14 protein-coding genes are annotated in these 13968 nt (G+C 67.0%); 7 read left to right on the top strand and 7 right to left on the bottom strand.

The genetic code is table 11. The features are described 5' to 3' along the window. Positions 1 to 23: 23 nt before the first annotated feature. Positions 24 to 2219, top strand: coding sequence for a PQQ-dependent sugar dehydrogenase (locus AC5FRV_RS09915; protein WP_493560931.1), 2196 nt, complete (start codon positions 24 to 26; stop codon positions 2217 to 2219). Here AC5FRV_RS09915 and tgtA read toward each other — a convergent pair. From tgtA to AC5FRV_RS09895, 4 genes are all read right to left on the bottom strand, one after another. Beyond that, the gene (gene tgtA, locus AC5FRV_RS09910) at positions 2216 to 3703 is read right to left on the bottom strand and encodes a tRNA guanosine(15) transglycosylase TgtA (protein WP_493560930.1); all 1488 of its coding nucleotides are present in this window, start codon (positions 3701 to 3703) and stop codon (positions 2216 to 2218) included. The genes AC5FRV_RS09915 and tgtA overlap by 4 nt on opposite strands. A 180-nt stretch (positions 3704 to 3883) precedes the next feature. Continuing rightward, a complete protein-coding gene (locus AC5FRV_RS09905) occupies positions 3884 to 4084 on the bottom strand; it encodes an antitoxin VapB family protein (protein ID WP_493560929.1) in 201 nt (66 codons plus the stop codon). Positions 4085 to 4155: 71 nt separating this feature from the next. Beyond that, positions 4156 to 4422 (bottom strand): hypothetical protein, encoded by a 267-nt coding sequence (locus AC5FRV_RS09900; protein WP_493560928.1) that lies wholly within the window; start codon positions 4420 to 4422, stop codon positions 4156 to 4158. Positions 4423 to 5145: 723 nt separating this feature from the next. Then, the gene (locus tag AC5FRV_RS09895) at positions 5146 to 5670 is read right to left on the bottom strand and encodes a hypothetical protein (protein WP_493560927.1); all 525 of its coding nucleotides are present in this window, start codon (positions 5668 to 5670) and stop codon (positions 5146 to 5148) included. A 120-nt stretch (positions 5671 to 5790) separates the two neighbouring features. Between AC5FRV_RS09895 and AC5FRV_RS09890 the strand changes: the two genes are divergently transcribed. From AC5FRV_RS09890 to AC5FRV_RS09880, 3 genes are read left to right on the top strand one after another with little or no spacing between them, the layout of a single operon-like run. Then, entirely contained in the window at positions 5791 to 6969 is a 1179-nt protein-coding gene (locus AC5FRV_RS09890) for an NAD-dependent epimerase/dehydratase family protein (protein WP_493560926.1), read from the top strand. Positions 6970 to 6975: 6 nt separating this feature from the next. Continuing rightward, positions 6976 to 7920 carry an NAD-dependent epimerase/dehydratase family protein gene (locus AC5FRV_RS09885; RefSeq protein WP_493560925.1) on the top strand — a complete coding sequence of 315 codons (945 nt, stop codon included), beginning with the start codon at positions 6976 to 6978 and terminating at the stop codon, positions 7918 to 7920. Positions 7921 to 7941: 21 nt separating this feature from the next. After that, positions 7942 to 8913, top strand: a complete 972-nt coding sequence (locus AC5FRV_RS09880) for an NAD-dependent epimerase/dehydratase family protein (RefSeq protein WP_493560924.1) — start codon at positions 7942 to 7944, stop codon at positions 8911 to 8913. A gap of 28 nt (positions 8914 to 8941) precedes the next feature. Here AC5FRV_RS09880 and AC5FRV_RS09875 read toward each other — a convergent pair whose 3' ends face one another. Further along, entirely contained in the window at positions 8942 to 10012 is a 1071-nt protein-coding gene (locus tag AC5FRV_RS09875; RefSeq protein WP_493560923.1) for a two-component system sensor histidine kinase NtrB, read from the bottom strand. Positions 10013 to 10205: 193 nt separating this feature from the next. Here AC5FRV_RS09875 and AC5FRV_RS09870 point away from each other — a divergent pair, with 193 nt between their 5' ends. After that, positions 10206 to 10628: a hypothetical protein gene (locus tag AC5FRV_RS09870; protein ID WP_493560922.1), complete on the top strand. Its 423-nt coding sequence runs from the start codon at positions 10206 to 10208 to the stop codon at positions 10626 to 10628. 84 nt (positions 10629 to 10712) lie between these two features. Continuing rightward, positions 10713 to 11729: an SGNH/GDSL hydrolase family protein gene (locus tag AC5FRV_RS09865; RefSeq protein ID WP_493560921.1), complete on the top strand. Its 1017-nt coding sequence runs from the start codon at positions 10713 to 10715 to the stop codon at positions 11727 to 11729. A gap of 39 nt (positions 11730 to 11768) precedes the next feature. Here AC5FRV_RS09865 and AC5FRV_RS09860 read toward each other — a convergent pair whose 3' ends face one another. Further along, positions 11769 to 12521 carry a pirin family protein gene (locus AC5FRV_RS09860; protein ID WP_493560920.1) on the bottom strand — a complete coding sequence of 251 codons (753 nt, stop codon included), beginning with the start codon at positions 12519 to 12521 and terminating at the stop codon, positions 11769 to 11771. Between the two features lie 216 nt (positions 12522 to 12737). Between AC5FRV_RS09860 and AC5FRV_RS09855 the strand changes: the two genes are divergently transcribed. After that, positions 12738 to 13070, top strand: coding sequence for a hypothetical protein (locus AC5FRV_RS09855; protein WP_493560919.1), 333 nt, complete (start codon positions 12738 to 12740; stop codon positions 13068 to 13070). Positions 13071 to 13118: 48 nt separating this feature from the next. Here the strand turns inward: AC5FRV_RS09855 and AC5FRV_RS09850 are convergent, their stop codons facing one another. Then, positions 13119 to 13916 carry a class I fructose-bisphosphate aldolase gene (locus tag AC5FRV_RS09850; protein ID WP_493560918.1) on the bottom strand — a complete coding sequence of 266 codons (798 nt, stop codon included), beginning with the start codon at positions 13914 to 13916 and terminating at the stop codon, positions 13119 to 13121. Between the last annotated feature and the right edge of the window lie 52 nt (positions 13917 to 13968).

The raw sequence follows: 13968 nt of genomic DNA, 5'->3' as shown, positions 1-13968 counted from the left end.
CGGGGACGACGGTCGAACGAGACATGTCTCCGGACGATACACTCGACGAAGACGACCGACGACAGGCGGAACCGGACGCGCGGACGTCGCGACGGTGGTTCCTGGCAGCGACGGGGCTGACGGGACTGGCCGGTGTCGGCGGGTTCGCGTTCGCACAGCAATCCTCGAACACCTACGAGTTCGGCGGCGAGGTCGCGGGCTGGCAGGCCCGGTCGCCCGCCGCCATCGAGGGCGAGACCAATCCGACGCTGGACCTGGAGGCCGGCACAGAGTACGAGGTAGTCTGGGAGAACCTCGACGGCGCGCCCCACAACTTCGTGATTCAGGACGCCGACGGCGACCGGATCGTCGGCACCGAAATCGTCGACGAGCAGGGCGCGACCCTGTCGTTGACGTTCACTGCGACCGAGGAGATGGCCCAGTACATCTGTACGATCCACCCGTCCTCGATGGTCGGCGATATACAGATCACCGGCGGTGAGTCGGCGACTGGAACCGGCGGAACGGCGACGCCGCAGGCCGACCGGTTCGTTCCCGAGGGCCCGACCGTCGGCGTCCAGCGAGTCGCCGACGGCCCGCTGACGAGCCCCGTCGCTATCCGATCTGTCCCGGGGATGGACGGGGCGCACGTCGTCGTCGACCAGCCGGGACAGCTCTACCTTCTGGCGGACGGTGAGTTGCAGCCTGACCCGCTGCTCGACGTCGGCCCGACGCTCGCCTTCGGGCGGGAAGGCGGCTTCGACGAACGGGGGTTGCTCGGCCTGGCCTTCCACCCCGAGTTCGAGGAGAACGGGCGGCTGTTCCTCCGGTACAGCTCCGTGGACCCGTACAGCGACGACGGGCTCGTCGGTCCGGGCGACCGCGAGTTCCCCGACGACTGGGACCACGTCGAAGTGCTCTCGGAGTTCCGGGCGGTCGGCACCGGGTCCCAGCTCGGGGTCGACGCCAACTCCGAGCGAGTGCTGCTCGAAGTACCGAGCCCGCAGTTCAACCACAACGGCGGCGCGGTGACGTTCGGTCCCGATGGCTACCTCTACACCACCGTCGGCGACGGCGGCAACGCCAACGACGTCGGCCTCGGTCACGTCGCAGACTGGTACGACGGGAACGAGGGCGGCAACGCCCAGAACGTGCGGGCAAACCTCCTCGGGAAAGTTCTCCGGGTGGACGTCGACGCCGGTGCGTCGGCGGGCGACGACGAACCGCCGGGGAGCGGGCTTCCCTACGGCGTCCCCGACGACAACCCGTTCGTCGGCACCGGGGGGATGGACGAAATCTACGCCTATGGGCTGCGCAACCCCTGGCGGATGTCCTTCGACGGCGGAACCCTGATCGCGGCAGACGTCGGCCAGGACCTGTACGAGGAGGTCGACGTGATCGAGGCCGGCGGCAACTACGGCTGGAACGTCCGCGAAGGGTTCCACTGCTTCGACGCAGCGAACCCGACCGAACCGCCAGCGGAGTGTCCATCTTCGGCCCCCGACGCTCCGCCCCACGACGGCCGGCCGCTCCGCGACCCAGTCCTCGAGTATCCCCACACCTACGACGGGACGAGCGTGGGGATCTCGATCACCGGCGGCTACGTCTACCGCGGCGACGAACTCTCCGAACTGTCTGGCCGGTACGTCTTCGGCGACTGGTCCACCAGTTTCGCCGAACCCCGGGGTCGGATCTTCGTCGCGACGCCGGACGGCGGCGGGAGCGGGACCGAGACAGGGACGGCGACCGCGACCAGCGCTGCGATTGGGACCGAGACCGGCGCCGGAAGTCCCTCGGCGACCGCGACCGCGAGTCCAGCGGGCGAAGGCGGGGAGGCGACGCCCGGGAGCGGCGGTGACGACCAGTTGCTCCCGTCCGACCAGCCCTGGCCCCTCGAAGAAGTCCTGATCGAGGGCGGAGAAGGCCAGCAGCTCAACCGGTTTATCAACGCCTTCGGCCAGGATTCAGACGGGAACCTCTACGTCCTCGCCAGCCGCACGGGGCGGATCACCGGCGACGGCGGCGAGGTGTACCAGCTCGTCCCGGCCGGCGACGGCGACCAGATCAGCCAGCCGGAGATGGAGACGCCGATGCCCAGAGCCGACGATGGCGGTGAAGGTGCGGGCGAGAGTGCGGGGAACGAGACGACGAACGAGTCGGCGGGCACCGAGGCGGGGAACGAGACGACGGCTACCGAGACGATATCGACCAACCAGACGCGGACGACGGAGGGGATCTAGCTGGACGAATCGCCGTCCCGTCGCTCGGCGAGGTTCCGAACCTCGACCCGGTCGGGCACCCGGTCCAGCGCCGACGGCGGCCAGCGGTCGTGGCCGAGCGTGAACTCGGCGTCGGGATTCAGTTCGACGAGCCGGGCGAGCCCGTCGGCCGCCGCCTGGTAGGCCTGCGGTTCGAGCGCCTCCGGCACCTCCGCCGTGAAGGGGTACGTCTCGCTCAACTCTCGAGGATAGGGACCGAACGGCGCGGCGATGCGCCAGTTCTCGTCGAACTCGTCGCTCCGTGCGCCCTCGGTGACGAACACGTCGCCCGAGAGGTCGAACCGGTCGAGTCGCTGGTGGTGGCGCACCACTTCGGGCCGGCGCGCGCTCTCCGTCGAGAGGTAGAAGAACGTGTCCTTGGAGACGGGATCAGTCTCCTCCAGCTGGTCGGCGTGGTGGAGTAAGGTGCGGTACCCGTCGAGCATGTCCGGGTGGGCGCGGGCGCGCGACTCGACGAGTTCCAGCAGGTCGCCGTCGCGGATGGCCTGCTTGATCGTTCGAATCTCGCCGTAGGTGACGTGGAGGTTGTGGCGGGCGAGCAGTTCCTCGGTCTCCCGGTCGCTCATCTTCCGCAGGGCCTCGGGCGTGTACTCGGCGCAGACCGGGCACTGGCACGGGAAGTACTCCATGTCGTCGAGGTGCTCGGTGCCCCGCACGGTGAGGTAGCGCCCGTCGCGGGCGTAGAGGGCGTAGGCGGCGGAATCGAACAGGTCACAGCCCAGCGCGACGGCCAGCGCGAACATCATCGGGTGGCCCGCGCCGAAGAGGTGCACAGGCCTATCCTCGCCGAGACCGCGCTTGCAAGCGGCGACGACGTCGACCAGGTCGGCGTAGCGGTACTCGTTCATCAGCGGCACGACGGCGCCCAGCGGGAAGACGTCCAGCGAGGTGCCGTCGGCGTGTTCGGCGGCGGCCCCCCGGAGGTCGGGGTAGGTCGACCCCTGGACCGGCGCCGTGACGAGCATCTCGCCGACGTCGACGGTCTCGGCGAGTTCGAGGCGCTCCTGGGTCGTTTCGAGTTCCTCCTCGGCCTGCTCGCGCTCGACGTCTGGCGGTGTCGGGATGTCCACCGGCGTCCCGATGTCGCTCCCGATGTCGTGCTGGAACTGCAGAATCTCCTCGGTGGTGACGGTGATGTCTCCGTACTCGGCGAGCTGGAACGACCCGGAGTCGGTCATGATCGCCCCGGAGAAGTCCAACAGGTCGTGGAGGCCTCGGTCGAGCGCGGGCTCGCGCAGGTCGTCGCTCCCGTGGAGGACGTAGCTGTTGGTGATCAGGATCTCGGCGCCGAACTCGGATTCGAGGGTCGCCGGCGACACGGTCTGGACGTGGGGGTTGACGACCGGGAGGAGTGCGGGGGTCTCGACCGTGACGCCGCGACGGGGAACGGTGAGTTCGCCCAGCCGCCCCGCGGCGTCGTAGTGGCGGACCTCGAAGTGACTCATTGGATAGTGTGGGGTTGACTGGACGCCTAAGGATTGCGTTCTCTGGGCCGGTTGCGACGTGGCTCAGAACTCGGTCCAGTCGACGACGGGGACGTCGTCGATGCGGTCGAAGTGGTCGACGTTGGCACGGTCGATGTTGTCAAGGACCGACGTATCACAGCGATTCATCGTCACTCCGCGTTAGCCTTCCCGGCTCAGCTGTCCGATATCGTCCTTCACCGCTTCCTGCGTCTCCGGGTCAAGGACGCTTGCACCCGTGACGTCTGCGAGCTTTCCGTCGTCATCGAGCCGATCCCTGATGACGTCGCTGAAACTCCGATCCCCCTTCTCGCGTTTCAACGCTCGATAGACGTCGTCGTCGATCTCGATGTGCTTGCTCATGATGTGCATATAGTGGTTTTACGCAAAGAGTTTTCAAACGAGTACAGCGCCATCGACTCTCACGGACGTAATCACCCGTACAGGATGTCGTCGATGTCGTCTTCCTCTGTTTCGACGCCGGAGTCGAACATACCGGACCGGGCGGCTTCCCTCTCCGCTTCGGAGAGCGGGACGGTCGAGGCTCGGAATGAGTTCACGACATAGGATTCCGAGGCCTCTTCGACGAGCTGTCCCAGTAGCTCCTCTAGCGTGACGTCCTGCCCCGTTCGCTCTCGGACTACCGCCTGGAGTTCTTCCAGACGTGACTTCGTGTCCGCATCCACTTCGACCGTCGGCATACGATTCAGTAACGCTTGCTGCTGGATTAATCTACCCTTGGTGACTTCGGTGGCTGATGGTTGGTTCGCCATCATTCTGCTCGGTACAGATGAAAGACATAGCGATCTGGGGGTTTTCGGCGATATAGCTGTGAGTGCGAGGTTCAACAACTCGAAAGCCCTCGGCGCGCTGGGGTCGCGCGACCCGCCCTGCGCTCCTCGACTTCGTCTGCGGTGCTTGCGGGGTCGTGCTTCCCCCACCCCGCCTCGCCCTTTCAGTCCTCCAGGCACTGCCTAGCTCGCGCGGCCTCACTCCGTTCGGCCCGCGCTCGCGATTGGAACCACCAAACCTCCCCGGATTCGCGCCGTCCGGCGCGAATCACGCTTCCTGACCGCTCCGCAACCGCTTGGCCGGGAGCGCAGCCCGAGTGCTGCGAGGGCCGCGGGACCCGGGGAAGGACAGGGCTGCCGTAGCGGCCCTTGGAGGACTGAAAGGGCGAGCGTGTTTCCGGGAACCTGGACGACGCAAGCACCGCAGGCGGAGTCCTCGTGAGCGAAGCGAACGAGGGCTCGTCAGAGCTTACCTCTGACGGCTGCCGAGGAGCACAGCGAGTCCCGGGGCCGGAAACGTGCGAGGGCTTTCTGAGTGTTGTCGTGCCAGTCCCTTCCAACGAAAAGTCGCAGAACCATCCGCTCACTTCACACCATGCAGAACACAGAGAAAACGGCTGCCGTGTGCTCACTTCATGTCACGAGCTCACGCAAGTAGTCACGCAGGTCCTCGATGGGCGTTCGGGGGCAGGCCATCAGCGTGGACATCGTCTCCGAGTCGATGCTCGACCCGGAGACCGTGACAGTGGTCGTCGTGTCGTTGCAGTCGAACCAGATCGGCGTGACCTCGATGACCTCCGTCTCCTCGCCCTGCTGGAACGTTATCGTATAGCTATCCTCGTAGTCGATGGTGCCGTTCACCCTGGCCCCGGAGCCGAGTTCGAACGTCCGCCGGAAGACGAGCGTGCCGTCGCGTTCGATCCGCAGGTCGACGGTCTCGGACTCGTTCCCCGTGTTGCGGATCACCAGCTCGATGGGTTCCTCGGCCCTGCCGAGGTTCGAGTCGACGGCGAGGAACTCGACGGTCGTCTGGTTCGTGACCTGCTGTGTCGTCGTCTCGTTGGGGGCCGGCGTGGCGGGTCCGTCTGCGAGGCCTGCGCTACACCCCGAAAGCAGTGCGGACAGCGCGATCAGCAGGAGGAGGATCCTTTCTTTCACACCGACGGCATCGCGACGAAGGCGTATATGCTTCCTGTGAGCGGTCCGTCGCAGAGTCCGAGCGGCCATTCGAGCAGAAAATATATATGCGGCCCGTGTTACTCACAATCTGAGTAACTAATGACGATCCTCATCACTGGCGGTGACGGCTACGTCGGGTGGCCCGCCGCACTGCGAATCGCGGACCGGACGGACGACCGAGTGCTGCTCGTGGACAACTTCGGCCGACGTGAGTGGGTCGAGGAGACGGGCGCGACGAGCGCGACGCCCGTCAAGAGCATCGACGAGCGCCTGGAGGCCGCACGCGAGGTCCACGGACTGGACAACATCTCGTTCGTCGAGGGCGACCTCGTCGAGAAGAGCTTCGTCGACGAACTCCTCCAGGTACACGAACCGGAGACGATCGTCCACGCCGCGGCCCAGCCCTCGGCGCCGTACTCCCAGATCAACGGCGAGCGGGCGAACTACACCCAGCACAACAACATGCAGGCGACGCGGAACCTGCTGTGGGGCCTCGAAGAGCACGACCTCACCGACACCCACTTCGTCGAGACGACGACGACGGGCGTCTACGGCGCGCCGGAGTTCCCCATCCCCGAGGGCGGCGCGACGATGGAAAATCAGGGCGAGCGCGACGACGTGCCGTTCCCGGCGATGGCCGGATCCTGGTACCACCTCACGAAGTCCCACGACGCGGCCAACATGCGGCTGGCGCACAAGCAGTTCGACATCCCGATTTCGGACGTGCGGACGGCCATCGTCTACGGGACCGAAACGGAGGAAACGCGCGAGGACGACCGACTGAAGACGCGCTTCGACTTCGACTACTACTTCGGCACGGTCACGCACCGCTTCTGCGCCCAGGCCGTCGCCGGCTACCCCGTGACGGTGTACGGCAAGGGTGAACAGCGCAAGCCCTTCATCTCGCTGGAGGACGCCGTCGAGGGACTCGCCCAGCTCGCCGTCGCCGACCCCGACGACCGCCCGGAGGGCCTCACAGTGTATAACCAGGTCACGCGCGCGATCAGCATCGTCGAGATCGCCGAGACCATCGCCGACGTCGGGTCGGAGTTCGACCTCGACGTCGACGTCGAGCACTTCGAGAACCCCCGCGACGAGGACGAGACCCACAAGATGGAGATCGAGGACGACCGCTACGCCGACCTGATCGGCGAGCAGGCCCAGAGCTTCGAGGACGGTGTACAGGACATCTTCCGGACGCTCACCCGCTACGCCGACACCATCGAGGCCCACGAGGACCGGTTCCTCCCTGGCGTTCTCGAGGAGTCGGAGGACTGAGGCGGGATGGACGTCCTGGTCACCGGCGCCTGCGGCTACATCGGAAGCGCGCTCGTCCCGCTGTTGCAGGACGACGAGCGCGTCGACCGGATCGTGCTGCTGGACAACCTCTCGGACGGGTCGCCCCGCTCCTTGCTGGGCTCGGTCGGCGACTCGCTGGAGTTCCGCCGCGGCGACGTCCGCGAGTACGGTGACGTCGAGAGCGCGACCCGAGACGTCGACGCCGTCGTCCACCTCGCGGCCATCACGGGCGCCGCGAGCACCCACGACCGCCGGGAGGAGACCTTCGCGGTCAACTACGACGGGACGGAGAACGTCCTGACCGCGGCGGGCAAGTTCGGCGTCGACGACGTCGTGCTGGCCTCCTCGTGTAACGTCTACGGCCGCGCGACCAGTACGGACATCGACGAGACCACCGACGCCGATCCGATCAACCCCTACGCCGAGACGAAACTCCAGTCCGAGGAACTGCTCGCCGAGTACTGCGAGGAGTTCGGCATGGACGGGACGGCCCTGCGGATGGCGACCAACTACGGCTACTCGCCGGCGATAAGGTTCAACCTCGTCGTGAACTACTTCGTCTTCCGGGCGCTCACGGGGCGCTCGCTGACGGTGTACGGCGACGGCTCGAACTGGCGCCCCTTCGTCCACGTCGAAGACGCCGCCCGCGCGTACGCCCACGCCGCGCTCGAACCCGACCGCTGGGACCACCGCGTCTACAACGTCGGGACCAACGACGGCAACTTCCAGATCGCCGACGTCGCCGAGTTGGTCCGCGAGGAAGTGGGGCCGGTCGACGTCACCTACCTGGAGGACGAACACCCCGGCCCGTCGTACCACGTCAACTTCGACCGCCTCGCGGAGACGGGGTTCGAGCCGTCGTGGACGCTCCGCGAGGGCGTTCGCGACCTGAAACGCCGGTTCGAGAACGGCGCAACGATCCAGCAGTGACCGACACACCAGACGAGACCAATGACTGACACGCCACACATCGCGATAACCGGTGCCGCGGGTTACATCGGCAGCCGCGTCGCCAGAGAGATACAGGAGACCCACCCCGACTGGGAACTGACCGCCATCGACAACTTCTACCTCGCCAAGGTCCGCTCGATCGGTGACCTGGAAATCGACCACGTCGACATCCGTAACCGGGACCGACTCGAGGCAGCCCTCGACGACGCCGACGTCGTCCTGCACCTCGCCGCCGTCAGCGGGGTCGACGACTGCCAGGAGAATCAGGACCTGGCCTACGACGTCAACGTCCAGGGGACCAACAACGTCGCCTGGCTCTGCCGCAAGACCGGCGCCGGCCTGGTGTTCCCGTTCAGCATGGCCGTCCTCGGCGACCCCGAGGCGTTTCCCATCACCGTCGACCAGCCCCGGGGCCCGATGAACTGGTACGGCCGGACCAAACTCCTCAGCGAGCGCGCCATCGACACCTTCGCCGAGGGGGCGTTCCCCGCCCACCAGTACATGATCTCGAACCTCTACGGCTCCCACGACGTCGACGGGACCACCGTCTCCAAGGGGACCGTCATCAACTTCTTCGTCTCCCGGGCGAAGGCCGGCGAGCCCCTGACGGTGTACGAGCCGGGGACCCAGTCGCGCAACTACGTCCACGTCGTCGACGTCGCCCGCGCGTACGTCCGCAGCTGCGAGCGCCTGCTCGACCAGCTGGCGGCCGGCGAGACGGGCGTCGAGAAGTACGAGGTCGCCAGCGACGAGGACCCCAGCGTCGAGACGGTGGCCAACCTCGTCGCCGACATCGCTGCGGAGGAGACGGGCGAGCGACCCGAAGTGAAACTCGTCGAGAATCCGCGGGCCGACGACGAGACGCTGACGGACACCTTCGAGGTGGACACCTCCCGAGCCCGCAACAAGCTTGGCTGGAACGCGGAACGGAACATCGAGTCGGTCGTCCGGGAAATCTTCGCCGACGAGTAAGCGGAGCCCGCGGCGCTGAGACCACCGCTCACCGCGTGATGTCGAACCGGGCGCCGCCCCGGTCGCTCTCCGTCACGGACACCTCCCACCCGTGAGCATCGGCGATCTGGGAGACGATCGAGAGGCCGTAGCCGGTCCCCTCGTCGGCTGTGGTGTAGCCGCGTTCAAACACGTTCGCCCGGAGTCCCTCGGGTATCCCGGGCCCGTCGTCCGCGACCCAGAGCCCCGGACGGTCGACGGTCCGGCCGACGCGTACCGTGACTGCGTGGTTCCCGCACTCCAGGGCGTCCTCTCGATCAGGGGAACGAGGCTCTGTGGAGCCGTGCTCGACCGCGTTCCGGAAGAGGTTCTCGAGCAGTTGCATGAACCTGCTCTCGTCGGCGTCCACCTCCCCCAGGCCGGGGTCACACTCGAGCGTCGCCTGGCCCGTGTCCACGTTCTGCCAGGCGGCGCGGACGCAGCGTTCGACGTCGACGAGTTCGGTCTCGCCGATGAGGTGGCCGTCTTTCGAGAGCGCCAGAATGTCGTCGACGAGGACGTCGATCCGTCGCAGCGATTCGGCGACGCTATCCAATTCCACGACGTCGTGTTCCTCCTGAGCCAGTTTCGTGTATCCCTGCGCGACCGTGAGCGGGTTCCGGATGTCGTGTGCGAGGATGTCGGCGAACTCGTCGAGGCGCTCCTTCTGGTCGCGGAGCTGTTCCTCACGCCGTCGCCGTGCGGTGACGTCGCGGATGATGCCCGTGAAGTACTGCTCGCCCCCGTGCTCGTGTTCGCGGAGGCTGATGAGCGTCGGAACCTCGTGGCCGTCTTTGTGGAGCGCCGGTAGCTCCATTCCGTCCCAGTCGATGTTTCGGTCGCCCGTCTCGACGAACGCCCGGAGCGCCGACGCGTGTACCGGCTGGAGCCGCTCGGGGATGATCTTCATCTTCGGACTCCCGATCAGTTCCGCCGGCGTATACCCCAGAATATCCTCGATGGCGGCGTTCGCGTAGACGATTTCGCTGTCCTCGTCGATCGTCAACATCCCCTCGGCGGCGTTCTCGGCGAGCGTCCGATAGAAGTCGTCGACGACGTCGTGGGGGATGTCCGGCTCCATTCTCTCGTTGTAGACTCGACGGACTACGATGGGTTAACCCTTCCCGAGAGTTCTCACGTTTTGAAATGGGCGGTGGGCTCGTTCGACCCGGGCGTCTACCGCCTTCCCTTCGATGCTGCCGCTTCGACGCCCTGGAACTGCACGCAGACTACGTAGCCGAAGATTGACACCATTCGGGACTGAACCGGGGGATATGTCCGCCATCTCTCGCAGCCTCCGGACCCCTCACGCCCTCGCCGCGTTCGGCGGTCTCGGCTATGCGGCCGCACTCTTCTGGTGGTTCTCCTCGAGGGGCCTCCACTTCTCGTCGCCGGACCCCGTGACGACGGCTATCGGGTTCGGTTACAGCGTGGGTGGCCTCTTCCTCCTGGGCGCCGTCCCCCTGTACCTGCTCGTGCGCTTCTCGCTCGTCACGCCCGTGCTCGCGACGGGCTGGACTCTCGGGAACACCGTCTATCAACATCTCTACGGGACGCACCTCCACCCGCTGAGTTCGTACCTGATCGTCTGGCCGCTGCTGTTCGGCCTGGCCGTCCTGCCGGGGGCCGTCGAAGCGCTAATCCGGCTCGGACTCGACCGCGGGTTCGACCGGTTCGGACTTCGGCCGCTGGTGTGACGTGTAGTCGAAGCGCTGCTCTGACGACGGTCGTCGGGCCTCACGTGTCAGTACCACTATGGTCCAGCACAGAAATCTGCCACTGTGAACCACGACGAGTTCCCCGGCGTCGCGCTCCACAACGTCGCCGAGACGGCCACGGCGCCCTGGAGTCCCGACGGCCACCGGCTCCGCCGCGTCCCTGCGGCACTCGGAAAGAGACTCAACGTCGACGCCCGCGAGCGGATGGGCTACCCGACGAACGCCGAACTCCGCTTCGTCCCCGAAACCGACGACGCCTCTGTGCGGGTGACGGTCTCGGCGCAGGGGAGAACTGTTCTCCACCCGTTCTGGGGTGGTTTTCAGGGCGAGGAACCGATCGAGTTCGGCCCTGTCCCGAAGACCATCGAACTGACCGTCCCTGACCGAATCAGTGTGCTCGACGACGCAGTGGCGACGGGCGCGTTCGACCCGCGCGTCTGTCGCCTGCGCTTCGACGCCTGGGAACCCGTCGCCGTCCACGACGTCGCGGGGGCGTGCCGACCGCCGACGGACGACGAACTCCCGGACACGCAGTACCTCGCCCACGGGACGTCCATCACCGAGGGCGCCGCGGCCTCCGCCGCCCACCTCACCTACGTCTCGCGGGTCGCCCGTCGTCTCGGCGTCGACCCGGTCAACCTCGGGGCGTCGGGGTCGGCTTTCTGCGAACCGGCGATGGCCGACTACCTCGCGGATCGGGACGACTGGGACGTGGCGACGCTCGCGCTGTCGGTCAACATGGCCAACCGCGGCTTCACCGAGAAACAGTTCGACGAGCGCGTCCACGCCTTCGTCCGGACCGTCGCCGAGTCGAACCCCGGGAAGCCGGTCGTCTGCGTGACGCTGTTTCCCTACCACGAGGACCTGGTGCGGGACGGCGACCGAGAGCGTGCAGCGGCGTTCCGGTCGTCGCTCCGCACGGCCGTCGACAATTGCGCGACGGGCAACGTCCACCTCGTCGAGGGCCCCGACCTCATGGACGCGACCGGCCTGACGACGGACCTGCTCCACCCCGGCGACGCAGGGATGGAGGCCATCGGGCGCGGACTCGCCGAAGAAGTTCGTCCGCTGCTCGACTGAGGCCCTTCACCCCCGCTGGGGCGCCGCGCTGGCGAGTGCTCAGCGGCCGATAGTCCCCTGCCGCGTAATGGGTGCGTCCGGATCGACGAGGAAGGCGACCACCAGCGCGTCATCCCGCGCCGTGATTGTCAGTCCCTCGTCGTCGACGAGCAGTCCGCTCTCTCCCTCCTCGAAGCGCGCGTCGGCGGCCTCGACCGCTCCCTCGAACACGTAGAAGTACGCGTCCCGCCCCGCAATCTCGGGAAGGTCGACGCTGGCTCCCTCGCCGATCCGGGCGTCGAAGCAGTCGACCTCGTTACGAACGGACAGGGGCGCGTCGGACTCCTCCGGACCGAAGAGATGCCGCCACTCGTTCGCGACCGGATCCGGGATGGGCTCGTGCTGGATCTGCGGTTCGAGGCCGAGACTGTGCGGTCTGACAAATATCTGGAGCATCCGGAGCGGCGGGTCGTCGGCGAGCGTGCGCTCCTCGTGCCAGAACTCGGTGCCCGCGCCCATCACCATCAGGTGGTCGGAGTCGGTGACGAGTTTGTTCCCCTCGCCGTCGTCGTGGCGCATGACGCCGGCCGGGACCCACGAGATGATCTCCTCGTTCCGGTGTGGGTGCATCGAGATGAGCGTGTCGGGGTCCATGAACGACTCGACGACGGTCGCGAGCGGGCCGTAGCCGTGGTCGTCGTGGTCCGGGCGGTTCCGACCGGGGAAGTTGAAGTGCGTCCTGAACTTGCCCTGATCCTGTATCACGTCCGTTCGCGGCGCTTTGTAGAGTTTCTCTCGGGTGTCTGCTTCCATTGTCGGTACTACGTGCCGGACGCCTTTGACGGTCCCGGCGTCACGAACGCGAGCAGGTGGCGTCGATGCCGCCAAACCCATACTCCGTTGTCAAATCGAGCGCCGTCTCACAGACGCGTCTCGTCGTGACCGGCGAGGAACCCCGGCCAGGTCCGGCTGTCGTCGGCCGGAGAGCCACCCCCGGACTTATTTCGCCCGATGGATACTCCGGATCATATGGTTCCCGACAGAAGCGGTGGAAGCGCTGCGGATAGTGGATCGGTGACGGACGGTGGAGCGGCCGCCGGAATCGACGAAGCCGTCCTCTACACCGTCGTCAGGAAGGCCGTCGAGGACGCTATCCTCGGCGTCATCGGCACCGTCCTCCTGGTGGGCGTCGCGTTCGTGATTGCGTACGTCGGGCTACTCGGCGTGCTGGCCTCGGCCGGATCCACTGGACTCGGGTTGACGGGCGTCGCAGTCGGCGTCGCCCTGATCGCCGTCGGCCTGTACCTCACTGCAGCGACGCTCGAACTGATCCCGCCGATCCGCGAATGGGGTGGCGAGTGACGGGCGTTCGCTAGAAACCGCCGCTCGACGCTGGCTCGGACCGTCCCCTCACTCCCAGACGGCCGCCACACTCTGCCCCTCGTGGACGATGCCGTTCAACGCCTCAACGACGGCCTGCGGGTCCTCGGTTTGCCAGACAGAGCGGCCGATGACCGGACCGCGCGCGCCACAGCCGACGGCTTCCTCGATGTCGCCGAGCATCGCCCGCGTCGACCCGGACGCCGGGCCGCCCAGCACGGTGACGGGGACCGGTGACGCGTCGACGAGGTCGGCGTAGGAGTCGGGTTCGCCGGTGTACGGCGCCTTCAGGACGTCGGCGCCGATCTCCCAGGCGATGCGGCAGGCGTCGGCGACGTACTCCGGGTCGGTCTCCAGGGGCTCCGGAACCCTGCTCCCCCAGCCAACCGGTTCGACGATGAGCGGGACGCCGGTGCCCCGCAGTTGCTCGGCGAGGTCGGCGACGGCCTCGATGTTCCGCTGGAACAGCTCGCGGTCCTCGCGGCCGAAGACGAGCACCATCTTCACGCCGACGGGGTCCAGATCCAGCAACGTGTCGACGTCGAATGGCTGGGTCCAGATGTCCATCGCCTCGTCGTGGCCCGGCCGGGTCGAGAACGTCGCGACGTCCGCCGTGACCAACAGGTCCGCGTCCGAGTTGTCGAACCGGTCTGCGTAGCGCCGGGCGAAGTGGGGCCCGACGAGGACGCCGTCGGGGTCGCCGGCGAGGACGGCGTCCAGCGTCGCGCTGGCGTCCTCGAACCCCTCCAGCGCGCCCATCCCGAGACCGTGGTCCAGGGCGATGACGACTGCGTTGCCCGACTCCGTGTCGAAGAGGTCGTAGCTCATGGGTGTGGACTGGGACGGCGAGGGAAGGAAGGTGTCGGTTCTGAAATCCGGC

The sequence above is a fragment of the Halomicrobium sp. HArcel3 genome, assembly GCF_058933135.1.
Note: the sequence above shows the minus strand (reverse complement) of the source record. Positions and strands in the feature narration are given on the sequence as shown.

Excerpts from the sequence above, each read along its gene's own strand:
- AC5FRV_RS09885 (WP_493560925.1), top strand. The coding sequence starts at position 6,976 with ATGGACGTCCTGGTCACCGGCGCCTGCGGCTACATCGGAAGCGCGCTC.
- AC5FRV_RS09855 (WP_493560919.1), top strand. The coding sequence starts at position 12,738 with ATGGTTCCCGACAGAAGCGGTGGAAGCGCTGCGGATAGTGGATCGGTG.
- tgtA (WP_493560930.1), bottom strand. The coding sequence starts at position 3,703 with ATGAGTCACTTCGAGGTCCGCCACTACGACGCCGCGGGGCGGCTGGGC.
- AC5FRV_RS09915 (WP_493560931.1), top strand. The coding sequence starts at position 24 with ATGTCTCCGGACGATACACTCGACGAAGACGACCGACGACAGGCGGAA.
- AC5FRV_RS09905 (WP_493560929.1), bottom strand. The coding sequence starts at position 4,084 with ATGAGCAAGCACATCGAGATCGACGACGACGTCTATCGAGCGTTGAAA.
- AC5FRV_RS09875 (WP_493560923.1), bottom strand. The coding sequence starts at position 10,012 with ATGGAGCCGGACATCCCCCACGACGTCGTCGACGACTTCTATCGGACG.
- AC5FRV_RS09860 (WP_493560920.1), bottom strand. The coding sequence starts at position 12,521 with ATGGAAGCAGACACCCGAGAGAAACTCTACAAAGCGCCGCGAACGGAC.
- AC5FRV_RS09850 (WP_493560918.1), bottom strand. The coding sequence starts at position 13,916 with ATGAGCTACGACCTCTTCGACACGGAGTCGGGCAACGCAGTCGTCATC.
- AC5FRV_RS09890 (WP_493560926.1), top strand. The coding sequence starts at position 5,791 with ATGACGATCCTCATCACTGGCGGTGACGGCTACGTCGGGTGGCCCGCC.
- AC5FRV_RS09900 (WP_493560928.1), bottom strand. The coding sequence starts at position 4,422 with ATGCCGACGGTCGAAGTGGATGCGGACACGAAGTCACGTCTGGAAGAA.
- AC5FRV_RS09880 (WP_493560924.1), top strand. The coding sequence starts at position 7,942 with ATGACTGACACGCCACACATCGCGATAACCGGTGCCGCGGGTTACATC.
- AC5FRV_RS09870 (WP_493560922.1), top strand. The coding sequence starts at position 10,206 with ATGTCCGCCATCTCTCGCAGCCTCCGGACCCCTCACGCCCTCGCCGCG.